General features: G+C 68.2%; 20 protein-coding genes and 2 pseudogenes. 7 read left to right on the plus strand and 15 right to left on the minus strand.

Annotation, left to right across the window (positions count from 1 at the left end; all coding sequences use genetic code 11):
- Nucleotides 1-33 precede the first annotated feature (33 nt).
- From tatB to sigE, 4 genes are all read right to left on the minus strand, one after another.
- Nucleotides 34-471, minus strand: coding sequence for a Sec-independent protein translocase protein TatB (tatB, locus tag AB0L60_RS04225; RefSeq protein WP_364607029.1), 438 nt, complete (start codon nt 469-471; stop codon nt 34-36).
- Nucleotides 472-647: 176 nt separating this feature from the next.
- Nucleotides 648-2,195 carry a trypsin-like peptidase domain-containing protein gene (locus AB0L60_RS04230; RefSeq protein WP_364607032.1) on the minus strand — a complete coding sequence of 516 codons (1,548 nt, stop codon included), beginning with the start codon at nt 2,193-2,195 and terminating at the stop codon, nt 648-650.
- Between the two features lie 10 nt (nt 2,196-2,205).
- Nucleotides 2,206-2,610, minus strand: coding sequence for a hypothetical protein (locus AB0L60_RS04235; RefSeq protein ID WP_354833623.1), 405 nt, complete (start codon nt 2,608-2,610; stop codon nt 2,206-2,208).
- Between the two features lie 92 nt (nt 2,611-2,702).
- Nucleotides 2,703-3,395: an RNA polymerase sigma factor SigE gene (gene sigE / locus AB0L60_RS04240; RefSeq protein WP_354833625.1), complete on the minus strand. Its 693-nt coding sequence runs from the start codon at nt 3,393-3,395 to the stop codon at nt 2,703-2,705.
- 233 nt (nt 3,396-3,628) lie between these two features.
- On the opposite strand from sigE, the gene AB0L60_RS04245 reads away from it, so the two are divergent.
- The 5 genes from AB0L60_RS04245 (at nt 3,629) to AB0L60_RS04265 (ending at nt 8,197) form a co-directional block, all read left to right on the plus strand.
- On the plus strand, nt 3,629-4,276 hold the full coding sequence (locus AB0L60_RS04245) for an O-methyltransferase (RefSeq protein ID WP_354833627.1): 648 nt from the start codon (nt 3,629-3,631) through the stop codon (nt 4,274-4,276).
- Nucleotides 4,277-4,505: 229 nt separating this feature from the next.
- A complete protein-coding gene (locus tag AB0L60_RS04250) occupies nt 4,506-5,138 on the plus strand; it encodes a TetR family transcriptional regulator (protein ID WP_364607037.1) in 633 nt (210 codons plus the stop codon).
- A 33-nt stretch (nt 5,139-5,171) separates the two neighbouring features.
- The gene (locus tag AB0L60_RS04255; protein WP_364607040.1) at nt 5,172-6,107 is read left to right on the plus strand and encodes an ABC transporter ATP-binding protein; all 936 of its coding nucleotides are present in this window, start codon (nt 5,172-5,174) and stop codon (nt 6,105-6,107) included.
- Complete coding sequence (locus AB0L60_RS04260) at nt 6,104-7,765, plus strand: ABC transporter permease (protein ID WP_364607043.1); 1,662 nt, start codon at nt 6,104-6,106, stop codon at nt 7,763-7,765. The genes AB0L60_RS04255 and AB0L60_RS04260 overlap by 4 nt, the downstream gene beginning before the upstream one ends.
- A gap of 213 nt (nt 7,766-7,978) precedes the next feature.
- Nucleotides 7,979-8,197 carry a hypothetical protein gene (locus tag AB0L60_RS04265; RefSeq protein WP_364607046.1) on the plus strand — a complete coding sequence of 73 codons (219 nt, stop codon included), beginning with the start codon at nt 7,979-7,981 and terminating at the stop codon, nt 8,195-8,197.
- 222 nt (nt 8,198-8,419) lie between these two features.
- On the opposite strand, the gene AB0L60_RS04270 is transcribed toward AB0L60_RS04265, so the two are convergent.
- A complete protein-coding gene (locus AB0L60_RS04270; protein ID WP_364607049.1) occupies nt 8,420-9,604 on the minus strand; it encodes a hypothetical protein in 1,185 nt (394 codons plus the stop codon).
- A 126-nt stretch (nt 9,605-9,730) separates the two neighbouring features.
- Nucleotides 9,731-10,945 carry a glucose-1-phosphate adenylyltransferase gene (gene glgC, locus AB0L60_RS04275; protein WP_354833640.1) on the minus strand — a complete coding sequence of 405 codons (1,215 nt, stop codon included), beginning with the start codon at nt 10,943-10,945 and terminating at the stop codon, nt 9,731-9,733.
- A 147-nt stretch (nt 10,946-11,092) separates the two neighbouring features.
- Between glgC and glgA the strand changes: the two genes are divergently transcribed.
- Nucleotides 11,093-12,262 (plus strand): glycogen synthase, encoded by a 1,170-nt coding sequence (gene glgA / locus AB0L60_RS04280; protein ID WP_364608489.1) that lies wholly within the window; start codon nt 11,093-11,095, stop codon nt 12,260-12,262.
- A gap of 12 nt (nt 12,263-12,274) precedes the next feature.
- Here glgA and AB0L60_RS04285 read toward each other — a convergent pair whose 3' ends face one another.
- Nucleotides 12,275-12,784: a GNAT family N-acetyltransferase gene (locus tag AB0L60_RS04285; protein WP_364607053.1), complete on the minus strand. Its 510-nt coding sequence runs from the start codon at nt 12,782-12,784 to the stop codon at nt 12,275-12,277.
- 69 nt (nt 12,785-12,853) lie between these two features.
- Between AB0L60_RS04285 and AB0L60_RS04290 the strand changes: the two genes are divergently transcribed.
- A complete protein-coding gene (locus AB0L60_RS04290) occupies nt 12,854-13,792 on the plus strand; it encodes a LysR substrate-binding domain-containing protein (RefSeq protein WP_364607056.1) in 939 nt (312 codons plus the stop codon).
- On the opposite strand, the pseudogene AB0L60_RS04295 reads toward AB0L60_RS04290, so the two are convergent.
- From AB0L60_RS04295 to AB0L60_RS04330, 8 genes and pseudogenes are all read right to left on the minus strand, one after another.
- Nucleotides 13,764-14,330, minus strand: a pseudogene (locus AB0L60_RS04295) (methyltransferase domain-containing protein); the annotation flags it as partial. The gene AB0L60_RS04290 and the pseudogene AB0L60_RS04295 sit on opposite strands and share 29 nt — an antisense overlap.
- A 453-nt stretch (nt 14,331-14,783) precedes the next feature.
- Nucleotides 14,784-15,026, minus strand: a pseudogene (locus AB0L60_RS04300) (putative RNA methyltransferase); the annotation flags it as partial.
- Between the two features lie 189 nt (nt 15,027-15,215).
- Nucleotides 15,216-15,383 (minus strand): DUF3117 domain-containing protein, encoded by a 168-nt coding sequence (locus AB0L60_RS04305; RefSeq protein WP_083869218.1) that lies wholly within the window; start codon nt 15,381-15,383, stop codon nt 15,216-15,218.
- Between the two features lie 165 nt (nt 15,384-15,548).
- On the minus strand, nt 15,549-16,121 hold the full coding sequence (locus AB0L60_RS04310; RefSeq protein ID WP_364607060.1) for a DNA-3-methyladenine glycosylase I: 573 nt from the start codon (nt 16,119-16,121) through the stop codon (nt 15,549-15,551).
- Complete coding sequence (locus tag AB0L60_RS04315; RefSeq protein WP_364607063.1) at nt 16,118-16,537, minus strand: DivIVA domain-containing protein; 420 nt, start codon at nt 16,535-16,537, stop codon at nt 16,118-16,120. The genes AB0L60_RS04310 and AB0L60_RS04315 overlap by 4 nt, the downstream gene beginning before the upstream one ends.
- 158 nt (nt 16,538-16,695) lie before the next feature.
- Nucleotides 16,696-17,832: a P-loop NTPase gene (locus AB0L60_RS04320; protein WP_364607066.1), complete on the minus strand. Its 1,137-nt coding sequence runs from the start codon at nt 17,830-17,832 to the stop codon at nt 16,696-16,698.
- A gap of 100 nt (nt 17,833-17,932) precedes the next feature.
- Nucleotides 17,933-18,820, minus strand: a complete 888-nt coding sequence (locus AB0L60_RS04325) for a lytic murein transglycosylase (RefSeq protein ID WP_364608492.1) — start codon at nt 18,818-18,820, stop codon at nt 17,933-17,935.
- Nucleotides 18,821-18,978: 158 nt separating this feature from the next.
- Complete coding sequence (locus AB0L60_RS04330) at nt 18,979-20,442, minus strand: lytic murein transglycosylase (protein WP_364607069.1); 1,464 nt, start codon at nt 20,440-20,442, stop codon at nt 18,979-18,981.
- Nucleotides 20,443-20,577 lie beyond the last annotated feature (135 nt).

The following is a 20,577-nucleotide window of genomic DNA, read 5'->3' on the forward strand; positions in this document are numbered from 1 at the left end:
ATCATGCGTCAAGTCCGGTCGACATATTTGATCTCAGGTGGCGTCCGGATCCACCGGCGGACGTTCGTTGCGCTCCAGCGGTTTTTGTTCCTTCGGCATCGAAACCGGGCCGGATCCGCTGTTGGTGTAACCGTTTCCGCTGTTCGGGGAGCTCACCGGCTTGTCGAAACTGGTCAGGTCATTGAAGCTGTTCAGGATCGAGTCGTCCCCGTCGAGCAGGTGTTTGGTGACCATGGATCGCGGATTCATACTGCGCAGTTCGTTCAACTGCTCCAACGGTTTCCGGATCTCGTCGAATTCCGGGCCGAGCTCATTGCGCAATTGCTGAGTCGCGCCGGTGGCGTAATCGCGCGCCTGTTTGAGAGCGTGCGCGGTCCAGCGAACGGCGCCGGGCAGACGCTCCGGACCCAGAATCACAAGTGCGGCGACGAGCAGAATGAGCATCTCGCCCCAGCCGATATTGCTGAACACAGTGTCTATTTTGCCTTCCGCTTCGCTCCAGGCGGTTCGCGGCCCTGTTACCCCGGTCTTCCCTCCTCCGCTCCTCCAAGGCGCAGGTCTATGGAGCCGTTCGCTCCCCCGCTCCGTCAGTCCAGACCGGGGCGGGCCGCGAACTCTGGGTCGTTCTATTTTTCAGGCGCGGTCCATCAGTCCGATTCCAGGGTGACCGGGACATCGACCTCGCGGCCGTCGCGAATCAGGCGCACCGTCACGGTCTGCCCGATCTCGTGCGACTGCACCGCAACCGTCAGTTCCTCCGGACCCGACACATCACGGTCGCCGACCTTCACGATCACGTCGCCCTCCACGATGCCCGCCTTGGCCGCCGGGCTACCGGCCTGCACATCGGCCACCGCCGCGCCGCTCATCACGTCATTGGCGACGATCTTGGTCTTGGCGCTGACTCCCAGCCGCGGGTGGTGCACCGAGCCGTCCCGGATCAGTGCCTGCGAGATCCGCTTGACCTGATCCACCGGAATCGCGAAGCCCAGGCCGACCGAACCGCCGCTCTCCGACTTGATGGCCGAGTTGATGCCGATCAGCCGGCCCTGCATGTCCACCAGCGCGCCACCGGAGTTGCCGTGGTTGATGGCGGCGTCGGTCTGCACGGCGTCCAGGGTGGCATCGGTGTCGGTGCCCTCGCCGCCCACCTTCACCGGCCGGTGCAGCGCCGACACGATGCCGGAGGTGACCGTCTTCTCCAGACCCAGCGGCGAACCCAGGGCCAGCACGTCGTCGCCGACCTGCACGTCATTGGAACTGCCGAGCTGGATCACCGACAGGTTCTTCACGTCGACCTTGAGCACCGCCAGGTCCGACTTGGTGTCGCGGCCCACGATCTGGGTCGGCACCCGGGAACCGTCGGAGAACACCACATCCAGCTTGGCCTTGCCCGACTTGTCATTGGCGGCCAGCGAGATCACGTGGTTGTTGGTGACGATGTAGCCGGCCCCGTCGATCACCACGCCGGACCCCGTGGACCCGGTGTCGCCCAGCCACGCCCGGACGGTGACCACCGCGGGCATGACGGCATTGACCACCTTGGTGATCTGGTTGTGCGATTCGCTGGCCGCGGGCGCGGACTGCAGCGCCACCTTGCGGGAGGTCAGCGCGGAGGTCGACGAGCCGGCGAACGCCCCGACGAACCCGCCGAGCAAACCGATGACCGCCGCGATGACCGCGAGCAGCGCCAGCGCCTGCCAGGACACCCGGCCACCGAACAGCACCTCCCGCGCACCCAGCTTGGGTCCGGGCGTCAGCGCCTGCGGCCGGGCCTGCGCCACGGCCGGAGTGCCCAGGCGCGCGGCCGAATTCGGGTCCCGCCACGGATCGGCGGGCGCGGCCGGGGCGGTCGTCTCGGTCTTCGCCTCCGGGTCCCGCTGCAACAGGTCGGTCGAGCCCTCCGGACGACCGAACGCCTCCGCCAGCACCGCGTCCGGCGGGCGATTCTGAATCTCGGTATCCCCCTGCGGCGCCGCCCCCGCGGCACCCGCCGGCCGCGCCGCGAACGAGCCGTGCTGACCGTTCGGGCGGCGGAAGGCACGCGCGGTGTGAGTGTCCACATGTGGCCGCAGGACCGGCCGCGGCCCCAGCACCGGTGCGTCCGACGGCCTCAGGTTCCCCCGATTGGCCGCCGAATCGGAAACCGCATCCCGCTCGGGCCCGGGGCCCGTGTTCTTCGATTCGGTGGTCACGCTATGGACTCTACTTGCGCCACCATGAGGTCCACCGCCTGCTGTCGAACGAATCTTGGCGCAGGCCGAAGGAACTCATGCCGCGCGCCAGCGGACCCCGATCGCGGTCGGCGGGGTCGGGAGTCTGGTGATTGCCGCACTCCTGCAGCAACGCCCGCGGAATCCGGCTGAGCGTGTCGTGCAGGCTCAGCGGCGCGGAGATCTGATCCGAGGACTGCCGCAGCGCGATCCGGGCCTGCTGCTGGGCATCCACCTCGGCCGCGCACTCGCGGCACACGGAAATATGGTGGGCGGCACGCAGGTACGCGTTCATCCGCAGCTCGCCGTCGACGTAGGCGGCGATGGCCTCACTGGCCAGATGCTCGGTGGGGGCGAAACGCGGGGGACGACGGTGCGGTCGGTCCTCGCCACTCATACGCTGCACACCCTTCCGGACGACTCGAGCTGTTCGGGCGACACCTGCCCGCGGGCGTGGTGTCCAGGAAGCGCGGGCGCAGTGCCCGCGGCTCACCCGACGTTTTCGGTGGCGGCGAATCGCCGCTCAATCCCATTATGCTCGAGGTGCTCGCGCAGTGCCTGACGTCCTCGGTGGATGCGGCTGCGCACGGTACCCAGCTTGACGCCCAGCGTCGCGCCGATCTCCTCGTACGACAGACCTTCGATGTCACAGAGCACGACCGCGGCACGGAACTCGGGGGCCAGCGAGTCCAGCGCGGACTGCAGATCCGGATCCAGGTTGGCGTCGTGATAGGCCTGCTCGGGACCCGGACCCTCGGAGGGCACCCGGTCGTAGTCCTCCGGCAGCGCCTCCATGCGGATGCGGTTGCGGCGGCGGACCATGTCCAGGAACAGGTTGGTGGTGATGCGGTGCAGCCAGCCCTCGAAGGTGCCGGGCTGATAGTTCTGCAGGGACCGGAAGACCCGGATGAAGGTTTCCTGGGTCAGATCCTCGGCGTCCTGCGGATCACCGGTGAGGCGGTAGGCCAGGCGATACACGCGATCGGCGTGCTCGCGGACCAGCTCGTCCCAGGTCGGCATCACGGAGCGATCGCCGGTGGCGTCGAAGGCTGCGGTCCCGGACAGGGCGGCCTCGTCATCGGCGGGGGACAGGAGAAGGTCGCTGTCCAGCGTGGTGTCGCTGTCCAGCGGCTTGATCTGCGGGTGCAGAGTGTTGGCGTGTTCACGCGCCGCGTCGACCATGTGGATGGGGTTACCTCCTACTCGGGACCGTGGACCCGATATCGGGGACAACCAATCTGCCGGATCAGCTGTTCCCGATTCCGAGCCAGCGGTCGCTGGCCTGGCGTGAGCATTACTCTGGTCGGTTGTGATGTGGCCGCTGTATGCAGAGGCTGAGGGACACCTGAGAAAAATCGCCACACCAGCCGGTCACCGCCACGCCTTACCGGTGTATCGCCATTAGCCTCTACTTCGTGAGCCAGACTCCCGCGGCACAGAACCTGCAGCGCAACCTCGCCTACGTGGAGGAATCCGTCGCCGAGGACGACATCCTCGTCGGTGCGCGCGAGCGCGCCCTCGAACTCGGCGCGGCCCCGGTCGCGCCGGCGGTCGGCGCGCTCCTCAGCATGTATTCCCAGCTGCTCGGGGCGCGGGCCGTGGTCGAGGTCGGCACCGGGGCCGGGGTGAGCGGGCTGTGGCTGCTGGACGGCATGCGCGAGGACGGCACCCTGACCACCATCGACTCCGAGCCCGAGCATCAGCGCGCGGCCCGCGAGGCGTTCCGGTCGGCCGAGATCGCGCCGGCGCGCACCCGGCTCATCAACGGGCGGGCCCTGGATGTGCTGCCGCGGCTCGCCGATGGGGCCTACGACCTGGTCTTCATCGATGCCGCGCCGCTCGAGCACCCGCAGTATGTGGAGCAGGCGGTGCGGCTGCTGCGGGACGGCGGCGCGATCCTGCTGCACAATGCCCTGCTCGGAGGCCGGGTCCCGGACCCCGCCCAGCGCGACCCGCAGACCATGGCCGTGCGGGCGGCGACCCGCGCGATCGCCGAGGATCCGGACTTGACCAGTGTGCTGATCCCGGTCGGCGACGGGCTGCTCTGCGCTGCGCGCGGGTGAGATTCAGCGCTTCGCGCGGGTGAAAACTCAACGCCCGGTGTGGAATTCGATTCCGCCGCGGCATTCCGCGCGGCGATAGTTCGCGTGGCAACAACTGCGGCAGAAGGGCTTTCCTGGTGCGGAAAGTCTCCGGTGACGAAGTGCCCGGACGTCTGGATTTCGTAAATCCTCGCGGCTCGAGCAGAAAGGCCCTTGCCCTCCGCTTGAACACGTGTTTAGAGTATTAAACATGCGTTCAACCGACGATCTGACAACCCGGGCCCGGATTCGCGACGCCGCGATCACCGTGTTCGGGGAGCAAGGGTTCGGGGTCGGCGTGCGGGCCATCGCGGCCGCGGCGGGAGTCTCTGCCGGGCTGGTCAATCACCATTTCGGGTCCAAGGACGGGCTGCGGGAGGCGTGCGACGAGTGGGTCCGGGAAACGATCCGGGCCGCCAAGATGGAGTACATCGAGAACCCCTCGCCCGGCGGGCTCATGCGCCAGCTGGCCGAGATCGAGGAGTTCGCCCCGGGCATGGCCTACCTGATGCGCAGCTTTCAGGCGGGCGGGTCGCTGATGAAGACCTTCTTCGAGCACATGGTCGAGGACACCGAGCAGTACCTGCGCGCGGGCGTCGCGGGCGGGTCCATCAAGCCGATGCGCGACGTGCGGGCCACCGCGCGTTACGTGGCCACCAACAACGGCGGCGGGATGATGATGTTCCTGCAGCTTTACGCGGCCGAACAGCCGGGTCCCATCGACTTCCGCAAGGCGCTGCGCGAATACGCCGACCGGATGATGCTGCCCGCGCTGGAGATCTACACCCACGGCCTGCTCACCGATTCCACGGCGCTGGACGCATTGACCAGTACTGCGCAATAACCCATCAACGTCGTTTTCCTACAAGGAGATTCGATGAACGTTCCTGCCAATCCCGTGATCGAAGTCCGGGATCTGCACAAGAACTTCGGGCAGGTGCGAGCCCTGGACGGTCTCGACCTCGAGGTCGCCGAGGGGGAGGTGCACGGTTTCCTCGGGCCGAACGGGTCCGGGAAGTCCACCACCATCCGCATTCTGCTGGGCATTCTGACCCGCACCTCCGGCGAGGCCGTGGTGCTGGGGCGGGACCCGTGGACCGACGCGGTCGCACTGCATCGCGATATCGCCTATGTGCCGGGCGATGTCACGTTGTGGCCGTCGCTGTCGGGCGGCGAGACCATCGACCTGCTGGCGCGCATGCGCGGCGGTATCGACCAGCGGCGCCGGGCCGAGCTCATCCAGCGGTTCGAGCTGGATCCGAGCAAGAAGGCGCGCGCCTATTCCAAGGGCAATCGGCAGAAAGTCGCTCTGGTGTCGGCCTTTTCGTCGAACGCGCGGCTGCTCCTGCTGGACGAGCCGACCTCCGGCTTGGACCCGCTGATGGAGCAGGTGTTCAACGAGTGCGTGGCCGAGGCGGTAGCGCGCGGCACCACGGTGCTGCTGTCCAGCCACATCCTGTCCGAGGTGGAGCGGCTGTGTGAGCGGGTCACCATCATCCGAGCGGGCAAGACCGTCGAAACCGGCACGCTGGCCGAGATGCGGCATCTGTCGCGCACCTCCATCACCGCCGAAATGATCGGCAGCCCTGGTGATCTCAGTCGCATTCCCGGTGTCGAGGACATCAGCATCGAGGACCACACCCTGCACTGCCAGGTGGACAGCGAGCACCTCGGCGAGCTCATCCGGGTGCTCGGCGACGCCGGGGTGCGCAGCCTGGTCAGCCAGCCGCCGACGCTGGAAGAACTGTTCCTGCGCCACTATTCGCTCGACGGGCAGGCTTCCGCCGACGAGCGCGAGAAGGTGTCGAAATGACCGCCGTCACCGCCGCTGCGCCGCGCACCTTCGAAACACCGGCATTCGCGGCGGATTTCACCGGGACCGGGAAGCTGCTGCGGCTGTATCTGCGGCGCGACCGGATCGTGTTGCCGCTGTGGATTCTGCTGCTGTCGCTGCCGCTGGGCAGCGTGTACGTCAAGAGTATCCAGAAGCTCTACCACCAGCCCTCCGACTTCCACGATTTCGCCAACGGCGTCCTGTCCAACCCGGCCGAGCTGGCCATGTACGGGCCGATATACAACGACAGCAGCCTGGGTGCGGCGGGTATCTGGAAGGCGGGGATGTTCTACACGCTCATCGCCGTGGCAACCATCCTCACCGTCATCCGGCACACCCGCGCCGACGAGGAGACCGGGCGCACCGAGCTGCTGGCTTCCACCCGGGTCGGGCGATTCGCCGGACTGACCGCCGCGCTGATCGTGGCCTACGGCGGGGCCCTGCTCACCGGATTGATCGGATACGCCAGCATCGCGAGCACGTCCGTGCCGAAGTCGGGATCGTTGGCGTTCGGGCTGGCGCTGGCCGGGTCGGGCATCGTATTCGCCTCGGTGGCGGCGGTCGCCGCCCAGCTGTCCGCCAGCGCGCGGACCGCGCGGGGCATCGCCTTCGCGGTGCTGGGCGTGACGTTCACGCTGCGGGCCATCGGTGACGTGCGCTCCGCGGCCGGGCCGACCAGCCCGCTCACCTGGATGGCGCCGCAGGGCTGGTCGCTGCAGGTGCGGCCGTTCGCGGGCGACCACTTCGCGGTGCTGGGGCTGCACGTGCTCACTGCGGTCGTGCTGACCGTCGTCGCGTATTACCTTCTGGCACACCGCGATACGGGTGCGGGTCTGATCGCCGAACGGCCCGGCGCGCTGGTGGCCGGGTCCGCGCTGGCCGGTCCGCTGGGACTGGCCTGGCGGCTGCAGCGCGGGATGTTGTTGTCCTGGACGGTCGGACTCGGGTTGTACGGGTTGATGATCGGCAGCGTCACCCATGGCGTCGGTGATCAGCTGGGCAGTAGTCAGACCATTCGAGATCTGATCACCCGCATGGGCGGTTCGGAATCGCTGGAGAAGTCCCTGATCAGCTATGCCTTCACCATGGTCGCGGTGGGTGCGGCCGCCTACGCGGTGTCGGCGGCCCTGCGGCTGCACGCCGAGGAGAGCACCGCGCACGCGGAAACCGTACTCACCGGCGAGGTCTCCCGAACCCGTTGGGTGGCTTCGCATCTGACCTTCGCGCTGCTCGGCCCGGTGTTGGCGCTGACGGTGTCGGGTCTGCTCGCGGGCCTGATCTACGGCCGTGCCGCAGGTGATGTCGGCGGCAAGGTGGGGTGGACGATGGGGGCCGCGCTGGTGCAGGTGCCCGCGGTATGGACCTTCGTGGGCCTCACCGTCGTGTTGTTCGGCCTGCTGCCGCGCTTCACCACGGTCGCTTGGGGCTTCCTGACCGCCGCGATCGCCGTCTTCCTGCTGGGCTCACTGGCCGGTGCGCCGCAATGGTTCCGCGATCTCAACCCCTTCGAGCACGCGCCGAAGTTGCCCGGCGAACCGTTCACCGGCACCCCGCTGGTCATTCTGCTCCTGGTGGACGTGGCATTGCTCACGGTGGGGCTGATCGCGTTCCGCCGCCGAGATCTCCACTCCGCCTGAGGGCGAACCCTCCGCGAACGGCCGTCCCGGGTATCGGGGGCGGCCGTTCGTATATCCGCCATCATGGCCTTGCGACAGCGAATCCCCGGTTGCCGGTGCGGGTACGGCGATCGGGCGGGGTGGGCGGTGCAGGGGCAGTGCTGAGGTCTGGATTCGGCCGGTGACGCGGTGGTACAGCAGAGGGGGATCGATTTTTGCTAGGAGGTGGGGGATATGTTCGAGGGACTGGCCCTCGGGGTACACCTACCGGCCGGATGGCTCTGGCCCGCACTGGTTTTCTTCGGCAGCATCATCTGCCTGGGGCTACTGGTACTGCTACTGATCAGCGGAGCCCGTTTCGACGACCACGCGTCGCGGTACGTGCCCACGACGACCAGTACGTGTGAACCGTTCTGCGGTGCGCGTACTCCCGTGCCCGGGTATCCGAACTGAACGGTCGTATCGAGGTTTCCGGACCGTCGGCGCGGATACTCCACGGGAATAGTTCGACGAGTGGGGTACTCATGGGGCAGCGGATCCCGGCCGTGGTCGGGTTGTACTTCCGCGAGGCCGGGCAGTGGCGGCGCATCGCCGAATTCCGGCTCGCCGCGGACGGTCGCGCCACCTTCCGGACGGTGGACCCGGTCGAAGGACTGGTCGCCCGCAACGGATTCGCTACAGGCTGTTGGCCAGCAGCGCGTACTGCGCGGCCGCCTTCTTCTGGGCGTCGGAATCACTGGTCCCGTTCACCACGCCCACGTACTGCTTGTAGCTGACGTAGCAGCGGCTCGGCGTCTTGTCCGAGGTGCGGTGCACGCACTTGGCGTCGGGCACCTTGTCCGGCCCGCTGGTCGCGGACTCCTGCAGGTTGCTGATCATGCCGGTCACGAAATCCGTGCTCGCCTTGCCATCTCGCAGCCGGATGACGAAATTACCGTCGGCACTGGACATTTCGTCCGCACCGCCATCGGACACCAGTTTGGTCCAGTAGGCCATGTCGTCGGAGGGCAGGATGAGCCAATTGGCCGGGAACACCGCGAAGTTGTCGGGATCGACGGTCTTGTGGTCGCGGTCGGTCACCAGGGTGCGGGCCAGCAGGCGATCGGGATCGACCGGCAGCTGCGAGATCTGGTCGTTCGGGGTCTCCTGGAAGGCGTCCAGCGTCGGGACCTGGGCGTCGAGGGTCTTCTTGGCCCAGGACAGCAGATCCCTCTGATCGGCGCTGGGGCGCAGGATGAACAGCGAGATCACGAAGTCCTTGCGCGCCATGGTCAATCCGATGTTCGGCACGCCCGGCCGCCAGTGCGCGTAGGCGTCCGGATAGTCGGGCAGGGTGAGCTTCTGGTTCACGTTCAGCGCGACATTGAAGTCGGCGTCCTCGAGTTCGCGGGCGGCCAGCTTGGCATTGTCGGCGGAGGGGAAGCGCAGCACGCGGGTGGTGATGGTGGTGCCGTTCGGATCCGGATTGTCGTTGACGTCCTCGCGGTCCGAGCCGCTGGCCGCGAAACCGGCCACGAAGCCGCGGTTGGTCAGCACGCCCTTGACCGCGGAGGACAGGTGGCTGACATTCACCACATCGTCGACCGTGGACAGCACCACGCCGCCGCGGCCGATATTGAGATGGGAGTCGATCTTCACCGCCGGGGCGACGGCCGCGGTCATGCGGATGCCCTCGAGGGTGTTGCCCTTGCCGCCGTTGTCGCGGTCGTAGGTGTAGCGGTTCACCGGATAGGACCCGGTGTCCAGGGTGCGGACATCCAGCTCACCGGCGACCGGGGTGCCGGACCTACCGCATCCGGACAGCAGGGCGGTCAAGGTGAGGCAGGTGATGGCGGTGACGACACGTGCCGGACGGCGCATGGTGATCCCTCCCGCGCGGCCCGTCGGCGGCGGCGCTCCATGCACAGATTTTCGGACCAGCATCGGCAGGATGTCCACTCTTATCCGGGTCGCTCGCTCGGACGGATGGATTGAAACGCCTGGTAGTCAGACCCAGATGCCCTTGCCGACGGTCACCACGCCGCCATTGCTCACCGCGAAACGCTCCCGATCCCGGTCCAGATCCACACCGATGATCTCGCCCTCCGTCACCACCACGTTCTTGTCCAGAATGGCGTGCCGCACCACCGCACCCCGGCCGATCCGCGCGCCCGGCATGAGCACACTGCCCTCCACCGTCGCACCGTCCTCCACCAGCACATTCGAGAACAGCACCGAATTGCGCACCGTCGCCGCCGACAGAATGCTGCCCGCGCCCACGATCGACTCCTGGGCCAGGCCGCCGCGGCCGAACTTGGCGGGCGGCAGATTCTCGGCCGCACCGCGAATCGGCCAGTGCTTGTTGTAGAGATCGAAGACCGGATCCACCGACACCAGATCCATGTGCGCCTCGTAGAAGGCGTCGATGGTGCCGACATCGCGCCAGTAACCGCGGCTGCGCTCGGTCGCGCCGGGCACCACATTGGTGGAGAAGTCGTAGACCGCGGCCGCGCCCGACCGCACCAGGCTCGGAATGATGTCGCCGCCCATGTCGTGGTCGGAGTCGTTGTCGTCGGCGTCGGCGCGGATGGCGTCCACCAGTACCTTGGTGCTGAACACGTAGTTGCCCATGGACGCGAAGGTGACATTCGGATCGTCGGGGGTTCCGGGCGGATGCACCGGCTTCTCCAGAAAGCCGATGATGCGGCCGGATTCGTCGGAATCGATGCAGCCGAAGGCGCTCGCCGTACTGCGCGGCACCCGGATGCCCGCCACCGTCACGCCCGCACCGGAGTCGATGTGCGCCTGCACCATCTGCTCCGGATCCATTCGGTACACGTGGTCCGCCCCGAAGACCACGATGTACTCCGGGTCCTCGTCGTAGATCAGGTTCAGCGACTGCATGATCGCGTCCGCGCTGCCGGTGTACCAGCGCGGGCCCAGCCGCTGCTGGGCCGGCACCGGGGTGATGTACTCCCCGCCGAAGCCCGACAGCCGCCAGGTCTGGGAGATGTGCCGGTCCAGCGAATGCGACTTGTACTGCGTCAGTACGCAAATGCGCAGGTAACCCGCATTCACCAGGTTCGACAGCACGAAGTCGATGAGCCGGTACGCGCCGCCGAAGGGAACCGCGGGCTTGGCGCGGTCCTTGGTGAGCGGAAAGAGTCGCTTGCCCTCGCCACCGGCGAGCACGATCCCGAGTACGTGCGGCTGGCTCCTCACACCCCTGAAACTACCGGTTGTGCCCGAACACGGAATGTCCAGCTGGTGCCGTGTTCATCGCGATCTTGCGGGCCACCTCGATTGGTTAGCCCGCTGGCTAACGTTTAGTTTGGACCGGTGAGTTACCGCGCGGACGGAGCTCGCGGACTGCGAGTGGCCCTGATGACCCGCGAATACCCGCCGGAGGTGTACGGCGGGGCGGGAGTGCACGTCACCGAACTTGTACCGCGGTTGCGGCGGCTGTGCGATGTCACCGTGCACTGCATGGGGGTCGCGCGCGCGGATGCCGTGGTGCACCAACCGGATCCGATGCTCTACGCGGCGAATTCCGCGTTGCAGATGATGTCCGCGCAGCTGCGCATGGCCGAGGCCGCGAGCTTCGCCGACGTGGTGCACTCGCACACCTGGTACACCGGGCTCGCGGGGCATCTGGCCGGGGAGCTGTACGGGATTCCGCACGTGCTGACCGCACATTCACTGGAACCGCGACGGCCGTGGAAGGCCGAGCAACTCGGCGGGGGCTACCGGCTGTCCTCGTGGTCGGAACACAATGCCATGACCCACGCCGACGCCGTCATCGCGGTGAGCGCGGGCATGCGCGCCGATGTGCTCGCCGCCTACCCCGACATCGACCCCGCCAAAGTCCACGTGGTGCACAACGGCATCGACGCCGACGTCTGGCATCCGGGCGGTCCCGCGTCCGGCTCGCGGGACGTGCTCACCGAACTCGGCGTGTCCCAGGGGCGGCCCATCGCGGCATTCGTCGGGCGCATCACCCGGCAGAAGGGCGTCTCGCATCTGCTGGCCGCGGCTCGGCATCTGGATCCGGACATTCAGCTGGTGCTGCTGGCCGGGGCCGCCGACACACCCGCCATGGAGGCCGAGGTGGCGGCGTCGGTGCGGGCGCTGCGGGCCGACCGCGACGGCGTGTTCTGGATCAAGGAGATGCTGCCCACCGAGCTGGTGCGGCAGGTGCTCGCGGCCGCAACGGTTTTCGTGTGCCCGTCGGTGTACGAACCGCTGGGCATCGTGAATCTGGAGGCCATGGCGTGCGGGACCGCGGTGGTGGCCTCGGATGTGGGCGGGATTCCGGAGGTGGTGGTGCCCGGGGAGACCGGGCGGCTGGTCCACTATGACGAGACCGCGCCCCGGGACTACGAGCGCGGCCTGGCCCGCGCCGTGAACACCGTTGCGGCGGACCCGGTCACGGCCGCGGCGATGGGGGCGGCCGGCCGCGACCGGGCGATCGGCGCCTTCGACTGGAACCGGATCGCCGCGCGCACCGCGCACATCTACGACCTGGTCCGCAAGGGATAGCCGGGCGCCGGTTCAGGCGGTCAGGGGATACCGCATGAACACATCGGCCCGGTCATAGGGACTGGGCGGCAGCTCCGAGGGCGGCACGTGTACGAAACCCATGGCCTCGTACAGGTGCACGGCACTGGCCAGCCGGGCATTGCTGGCCAGGAAGAACTCCATCGCGCCCAGATCGCGCACCCGCTCGATGGCGGTGGCCAGCACCACCCGGCCGATGCCGCGGCCCCGGAAGCGCGGCGACACGGCCATTTTCGACAGTTCGAACACACCCGGCTCCTCCTGGACCAGGGCGACACAGCCGACGGCCTCGCCGTCCAGCCGGGCGATCAGCACCTCGCCGCCGTGATCGACGATGGCCTGCGGATTGTCGAGGGTGGCCAGGTCGGCGGGCTCGACCGAGAAGATGGTCTCGATCCACTCCAGGTTCAGGTCCTTGAAGGCGCGGGCGTCGTCGGGCGAGGACATCGGCGCGACCACGATCGAATCGAGTTCCGGGGCGCGGGCTTCCGTCTGCGGAGTCACCAGGAAAGCATGTCGGACGTCGAACCATAACGTCCAATACTTGATAGCTGCGATCGATATGATCAACTTATGAACCCCGGTGTGGAGCTGCGGCACCTGCGCTACTTCCTGGCGGTCGCGGAGGAACTGCACTTCGGGCGGGCCGCCGCCCGCCTGCACATCGCCCAGCCCGCCCTCACCCAGCAGATCCAGCGCCTGGAAACCCTGCTCGGAACCCGGCTCTTCGACCGGACCTCGCGCACCGTCGCGCTCACTGCCGCGGGAATCGTGCTGCGCGAGCGCGCCCGCGCCCTGCTCGGCCACGCCGAACGCGATCTGGCCGAGGTCACCCGCATCGGCCAGGGCGGTCAGGGCACGCTCTACCTGGGCTTCGTTCCCTCGGTGCTGCCGCTCGAACCACTGCGCGGGGTCCGCGAATTCCGCGAACGCTTTCCGCTCGTGCAGGTCGACCTGGTCGAAGGGTTCACCAGCCACCTGATGGATCGCCTCGCCAACGGCACTCTCGACATGGCCATCGTCCGCGACCCCGACGAGCAACCCGGCACCGTCACCGTCCCCCTCATGACCGAGCCGTTCGTGGCGATCCTCTCCGCCGACCACCCCGACGCCGGACGCGCCACCCTCACCGGCGCCGAACTCGCCGAGAACCCGCTGGTCTTCTTCCCGCGCGCCGCGGGCGGACTCGCCTACGAGAAGAACCTCGCGCCGCTCCTGGAATCCGGCCGCCCCCCTCGCATCGTCCAGGAGGCCACCAACTGGACCATCATCCTCTACCTGGTCGCCGCGGGCCTCGGCGTCACCATCGCCCCACGCAGCGCCACCTTCACCGCCCCCGACTCGGTCCGCATCATCCCCCTCGCCGAAACCGACGCCGCCACAACGATTTACATCGCCACCCGGGCGGACGACGACCGCCCGCTGGTCCACAACCTCCTCGACCTGCTCCCGAACCGCCCGAAACCTCCGGAACCGCTCGGGCTCAGCGTGGGCGATACACCGAGATCGTGACCGACGCGGTCACGGGCATCGGAACAGGCAGGGCCGCAATCCGTTCCGCCCGCCCCTCGGCCGCATGAAACGCCGACGGCCCCATGGCCGCCACGTTCGCCACATCCTCGTGCGAGAGCTCCATCGTGTACTCGACCGCATCGTGTCCCACCAGTTCGAACCGCTCCCCGAGCGATTCGGCGAGCCGATCCGCCTTGGCCGCATCCACACTCACCATTCCGAGCGGCTCGATCAGCTCACCCAGATGCCGCGAGGTCGGCGTCACCACCACGAACCGCCCCTCGTCCCCCAGTACCCGCGCCACCTCGTCCGCATTCCGCGGCGCGAACACCGACACCACCGCCCCCATCACGCCATCCCGCACCGGCAGCCCCCGCCACGCATCGGCCAGCACCGACCCGCCCCGCGCATGCGCCCGAGCCGCCCGCCGCGCCGCCGCCTTCGACACATCCAGGGCAACTCCCCGACCCTCCGGCACGGCATCCAATACGGCCGCCAAGTAATACCCTGTCCCCGCCCCGATCTCGAGCAGTGCCGGGCCGCCCGTAGTGCCCTCACGCACGGCCGAATTCGGGCCGGCCGACGGATTCTCCGCCGCCGTCGCGGGCCGGTCGAGGGCGGACTCCCGAGGCGCGGCGTGCGCCTTCCCACGGCTTGCGCTCTCCGCAGCCCGATGGGATTCGGGTGCGGGGGTCCCGCCTTCGGACAGGAGGGTGGTGGCGAGCCGTGCTGCGGAGGCCGACGTGGCGGTCATTCCGGGTGTGAGGATTCCGGGGCGGAGGCGTCGATGCCGGGTCGGCGTGGCTGGGCCGGGTTCGCGTGGAATGTGGGAGCTCGCCGGGTCGGCGGTGCCACCGCGTTGCTGGGCTGCGGGTAGGTGCGTGGGCGAGGTGGCAGCCGTGGGCGAGTCCGCTCCGAATACTGCTGTGTCGGAATCGGTTACGGGGCGGGAGGTGGCGTCGCGGTGGGGGAGGGCCGCTGCGACGGTCTCGGCCAGGGCGGCGGCGATCGGGGCGAAATGCCCTGCGGCTTGAAAGGCGGTGCGGGCGTCGAGCATCGCCGGAGTGTCGCCGGTCATTTTGGTGGACGCGCCGGTGAGGAGGCTGATGTAGCCCTGCTTGGCCAGGTCGAAGCTGTGGCCGTGCGGGCAGCGCAGGGTTCGGGCGGGCGGGTCGCCGGCCGCGGGGTCGGCGACGGGAGCCGTGAGGGGCAGGCCGCACTGCGGGCAGGCCAGCAGGTCGGCGCAGGCCAGGAGCCGTTCCGCGGGGGAGGGCTCGGCAGTGCCGACTATGGGGGGATATGAGTTGTTGTTCACCGTGGTACCGGTAAGCCTGGGAGCCCCCCGGGATTCTCGAGGGGGTTCGGGGGCGAAGCCCCTGAGAGTCCCGGGAGTTGGGCTCACCGGCACCGGCGAGTCGATCGATCAGCTGGTGACTTTGACGAGTTCGTCACCGAGCGCCGCGGCTTCATCCGGCGTGAGCTCGACGACCAGACGCCCGCCACCCTCGAGTGGAACCCGCATCACGATTCCACGCCCTTCCTTGGTTGCCTCGAGGGGACCGTCCCCGGTGCGGGGCTTCATGGCCGCCATCCTCTGCTCCCTCCAGATCTGCGCGGTCTGCTGCGCACTTTCATGGAACTCCAGTTGTCACCAACCAGGCAGCCCGCCGGCATGTGGCGGGCTACACCATGCCCATTCTTCCCTATCGCGGATCGAGGCGGGTACCTGAGTTCCAAAAACCGACCGTCGTGGCGTTCAGCGAGTACCGACATTCACCCAGCAATCGGCGATGTGATCGTCTACCATCCCCGTCGCCTGCATGAGTGCGTATGCGGTCGTGGGTCCCACGAATTTGAACCCGCGTCGCTTGAGTTCTTTTGCGAGAGCGGTGCTTTCGGTGGTGACAGCGGGCACGTCGGACATGCTCCGCGGGCGCTTGCGCGGGATCGGGGCAAAGGACCAGAGCAGGGCGTCCAGGCTCTCGCCGAGATCGCGGGCAACCCGCGCATTGTGGACGCTCGCCAGTATTTTGGCCCGATTGCGAACAATGCTGGGATCCGCCATGAGGCGTTCCACATCGGCATCCCCGAACCCCGCCACCCGTTCGATCGCGAAGCCCTGGAATGCGGTCCGGAAGGCGGGCCGCTTCCGCAAAATCGTGATCCACGCCAACCCCGACTGAAACGCCTCGAGGCACATTCGTTCGAATAGCGCGTCATCGCCGTGCAGCGGTCGTCCCCACTCCTGATCGTGGTAATCCCGATAAAGCTGGGAGCCTTCCGCCCATCCGCACCGAATCAGTCCGTCGGTGCTCGCGTCCGCGGTCATCGTGCGCCGGGCTCTTCGCCGTGCTCCGCCGGGACGGCCGGTTCGGCCGGGGGCATCTGGGGGACCGCTGCTTCGCTCGGCCCGGACTGCGAATCGGCGCCGGGCTCGGCCGTCGGTTCCGCCGCGGCCTCCGCTCCGGTCGCGCGGGCGAGTTCGCCCTCCAGTTCGTCGATGCGTGCGGCGAGCCGGGTCAGGGCCCAGTCCACCTCGCCCGCCTTGTACCCCCGGAACACCTGCTGGAAGCGCAGCGCCCGCACATCGCAGCCGCTGATCCCCGCCGCGGGTAGCACCGTGACGGTCGTCCCCTCCGGCAGCGGCCCGAGCTCCTCCGACCGCCCGAAGATCGCGCTGGCCACCAGGAACAGCAGCGCGGCGACCAATCCGACGATCAGCACGTACAGCAGCATCGTGAGCATGCCCCGAGCTTAGGGCCCGCCCGCAGTGCAGTCCGCCCGTACCCCTGGCGGAAACGCGCCCTCGAATTCCGCACTCCCCCAAAGGGAGAACAAAGTCAGGGAGCTCTCGGCGCGGGATTCGGGCGAATTCCGGGCTGAGAGCTCCCCGATCGTGATTGCTACAGGTGGCGGGTGGTGTCGATGGAGAGGGACATGCCGGCCAGGCCGCGTCGGCGGACGGACAGTTTGTCGGCGATGTCGAGCAGGGCCTTGCCCGACGAGCTCTCCGGGGCGCGCAGCACGATGGGGGTGCCCTCGTCGCCGGCCTCGCGCAACTGCTGCTCGATCGGGATCTGGCCCAGCAGCGGGACATTCGCGCCGATGGCGCGCGTCAGGTTGTCGGCCACGGTCTGGCCGCCGCCGGCGCCGTAGAGCTCCATGCGGGTGCCGTCGGGCAGATCGAGCCAGGACATGTTCTCGATGACACCGGCGATGCGCTGGCGGGTCTGCAGGGCGATGGAGCCTGCGCGCTCGGCGACCTCGGCGGCGGCCAGCTGCGGGGTCGTCACGACCAGGATCTCCGCGTTCGGAATGAGCTGGGCCAGCGAGATGGCGACGTCGCCGGTGCCGGGCGGCAGGTCCAGCAGCAGGATGTCGAGGTCGCCCCAGAAGACGTCGGCCAGGAACTGCTGCAGCGCGCGGTGCAGCATCGGGCCGCGCCACACCACGGGGGTGTTGCCCTTGGTGAACATGGAGATCGAGATGACCTTCACGTCGTGCGCGATGGGCGGCAGGATCATGCGCTCGACCTGGGTGGGCCGCTGCTCGGTGCCCAGCATGCGGGGCACGCTGTGGCCGTAGATGTCGGCGTCGAGCACACCCACCGAGAGGCCCTTGGCGGCCATGGCGGCGGCGAGATTGACGGTGACCGAGGACTTTCCGACGCCGCCCTTGCCGGAGGCGACCGCGTAGACGCGGGTGAGCGAACCGGGCTGGGCGAAGGGGATGACCGGTTCCGCGGCATCACCGCGCAGCTTGCGGCGCAGTTCGGTGCGCTGCTCGTCGCTCATGACGTCCAGCTCGACCGTGATGGCGCCCACTCCGGCCACGTCGGCGACGGCCTTCGTGACCCGTTCCTGGATGGCGGATTTCATCGGGCAGGCCGATGTCGTCAGGTAGATCACAACGTGGACACCGCTATCCGCGCCGACCTCGACGCTCTTCACCATGCCCAGCTCGGTGATCGGCTTCCGGATCTCCGGGTCGATCACCTTCGCGAGCGCGACCCGCACATCCGATTCCATAACCACTGGCATGCGCCCAAGTCTAGGAGCGCCGTCGACCGTGCCGTTTTCGCCCTCCGGTTATACCCGGGGCGGGTGTACAGGGCATGGTCGGACGCGTGGGTGGTGTGGTCTAGATGCGAGGCAGCGCGGCGGCCGCCGGGGAGATCCCCGAGCCGTACGCGGTCTCCCACGCCATGACGTTCGCGACGTAGGCCATGGAGTTGTTGTAGCGCAGGATGGCCCGGGTCTGCTGGCCCGGATCACGCATGTCGAGGCCGCCCGAGCAGAGGTACTTGCCGGCGGTGAGCGCGGCGTCGTACATGTTCTGCGGATCGGCGACGCCGTCGCCATTGCCGTCGGCCGCGTACTTGCGCCAGGTCTCGGGCAGGAACTGCATGGGGCCCACGGCGCGGCGGTAGCTGCCGGACAAGCCGTCCAGGTCGCCGCCGTCTGAGGTCGCGACCACGTTGTTCCCGGCCAGCCTGCCGTCCAGGATCGGGCCGTAGACGGATTCGAGCGGATAGCCGTTGTCGTCGATTTTGCCGTAGCCGTGGGTGGATTCGACCCGGCCGATGCCGGCCAGCAGGTTCCACGGCATATTGCAGGTCGGATTCTCCACGGCGAGAATGCGTTCCGCGTTCTCGTAGGCGTCCTGCGCGACGCCCGGCATGCCGAGCGGCCCGGCGGCGCGCGCCGACGGCACCCGGCCGTCCGGCTGCGCGACGGACTTGACCTCCGGAGGACCAACGGGCGCAACCTGTTTGGCCTCGTGCAGCAGCGGTTCCGGTGCGGCGGCCGGTATTACGGCTGCCTCGGGTGTGGGTAGTTGTTCCTCGCTGTCGTTCGACAGCTGGTGCTGGACGGTAGCCGCGAGCTTGTCGGCGATGTTCCCGTCGCCGGCTCCGGTAACTGTGGCCAGTCCGGCGGGCACGAGCCCGGTCAATGCGATGACCGATCCACGGCGAACTTTCGGGACCGGGGGTTTGCGGTGACGACCCACTGTGTGGTGACCCTCCATTGCCATCGGTTGATACCGGGGTGATGCAACGAAGGTCACGTTACCTTATCCGAGACCTTCCTGTTACCCCTTCGTGACCAACTCTCATGATTTGAAGGAAATGCAAGTCAGACGCGAGTTCCGGAGCGGCGCGCCGTAACTCGCGAATCACACACTCGTTACGGGGCGGGCGCGGGGGCCGGCGCCGGAAGCGGAATCGTGATGCCGAACGGCAGCGTGATGCCGGGGGCCGGGGCGGTGGTCGTGGGGGCGTCCGGAGTGGTTTCGGCCGGGACCCCGGCCCCGGGTTCGGGTGTCCCGGAGGGCGTGACCGTTTGCTGGTCCTGCGGTTGCTGGACGGCCTGCTGCGGCTGATCCTGCGGCTTCTGGCCCAGCTGACCCGTCTGGGTGTTGCAGGTGGTGACGGCGGGCTGATCCTTGACCACCGGCTTGCCGTCGGGTCCGAACTGCTGCTCGGCCGGCTTGCCGTTCTCGGGCTTGGCGGCGTCCTCGGGCTTGGTCTTGTCATCGGTGGCCGGGTCGCCGGGGACCTTGTCGGCCTTCTGATCCGGCTGCTGCGCCGGAACCATCACCTGCTCACAGGGATTCGCGGGCACCAGCGGAGCCGGGCAGAAGATCCCGCACGGGATCGGCGGCAGGCCCGGGATGGTGATCATCACCTGGGTCGGCGTCGGCGTGGTGGTGGACTGCTGCGTGGTGCCGGGCGCCTCGGTGGCCGGAATCGTGGTGGAGGCCACCGAGATATCGGGGCCGTTGACCGGAACGTAGTTGTTGGGTACCAGATCCGGCGAGATGCTCACCTGCTGCGGGGCGCCGCCGGTCCGGTAGGCGTTGGCCCAGCTGAGTACGTTGGCCGCGTACGACACCGAATTGTTGTAGCGCAGCACGGCCCTGAGCTGCTGCTGCGGATCGGCCAGATCCATGCCGCCCGAGCACAGGTACTTGCCCGCCGCCAGCGCGGCGTCGAAGACATTGTTGGGATCCGGTGTGCCGCTGCCCTTTCCATTGGCGGCGTACACCGACCAGGTGCTGGGCAGGAACTGCATGGGGCCGATGGCCCGCACGAAACTGCCGTCGCTGGCCTTGATGATCTCGTTGCCGGGCAGTGTCCCGTCCAGGGCCGGGCCGTAGATGGGCGAGACCGTGGTGCCGGCGGCGTCGGTGTGGCCGTTGTTGGCGTGGTTGGACTCGATGCGGCCGATGCCGGCCAGCAGGTACCAGGGCAGATGGCAGTTGGGATCCGAAGACTGCAGCGCCAGTTCGGCATTGCGGTAGGCGGCCAGCACGATCTCCGGAATGCCCAGCACGCCACTGCCGCCCGGCAGCGCGATGTCCTGCAGCGGCACGGTGCCGCCGAAGAGTGGCGAGCCGTCGGCGGGCGGGGTCATTGCGCTGAGTTTGCGGGGGGCCTCCGGAGCCGCCGGAACCAGGCCGACGGTCTGATCAGAGGGGGTGTCGGCGGGACCGTTCACGCTCGCGTTGTGCGTGGAGGCGGCTGCCAGCAATGCCTCCGGCGTGGCCTGCGGGGCCACCGTGTGGACGGTCGTATTGGTGGCAGAACCGGCGGTGACCAGGCCCGCGATCAACAGTGCCGACGCTGTTACCGGAGCAGAAATTCTCATCGCCACCACACAATCCCCTCAGTCGTGCGGCCGGTGCCCCGTGGTGACACTCATACAGCGGCTGTGTCTGGGTCGGTCGCTCGGAACAACGTGATCCAGGTTACCCATGAGTCAGCTAGATCGGAACAACTTCGG

This window comes from Nocardia sp. NPDC051981 (genome assembly GCF_040680715.1).
In the GTDB taxonomy this organism is placed as follows: Bacteria; Actinomycetota; Actinomycetes; order Mycobacteriales; family Mycobacteriaceae; genus Nocardia.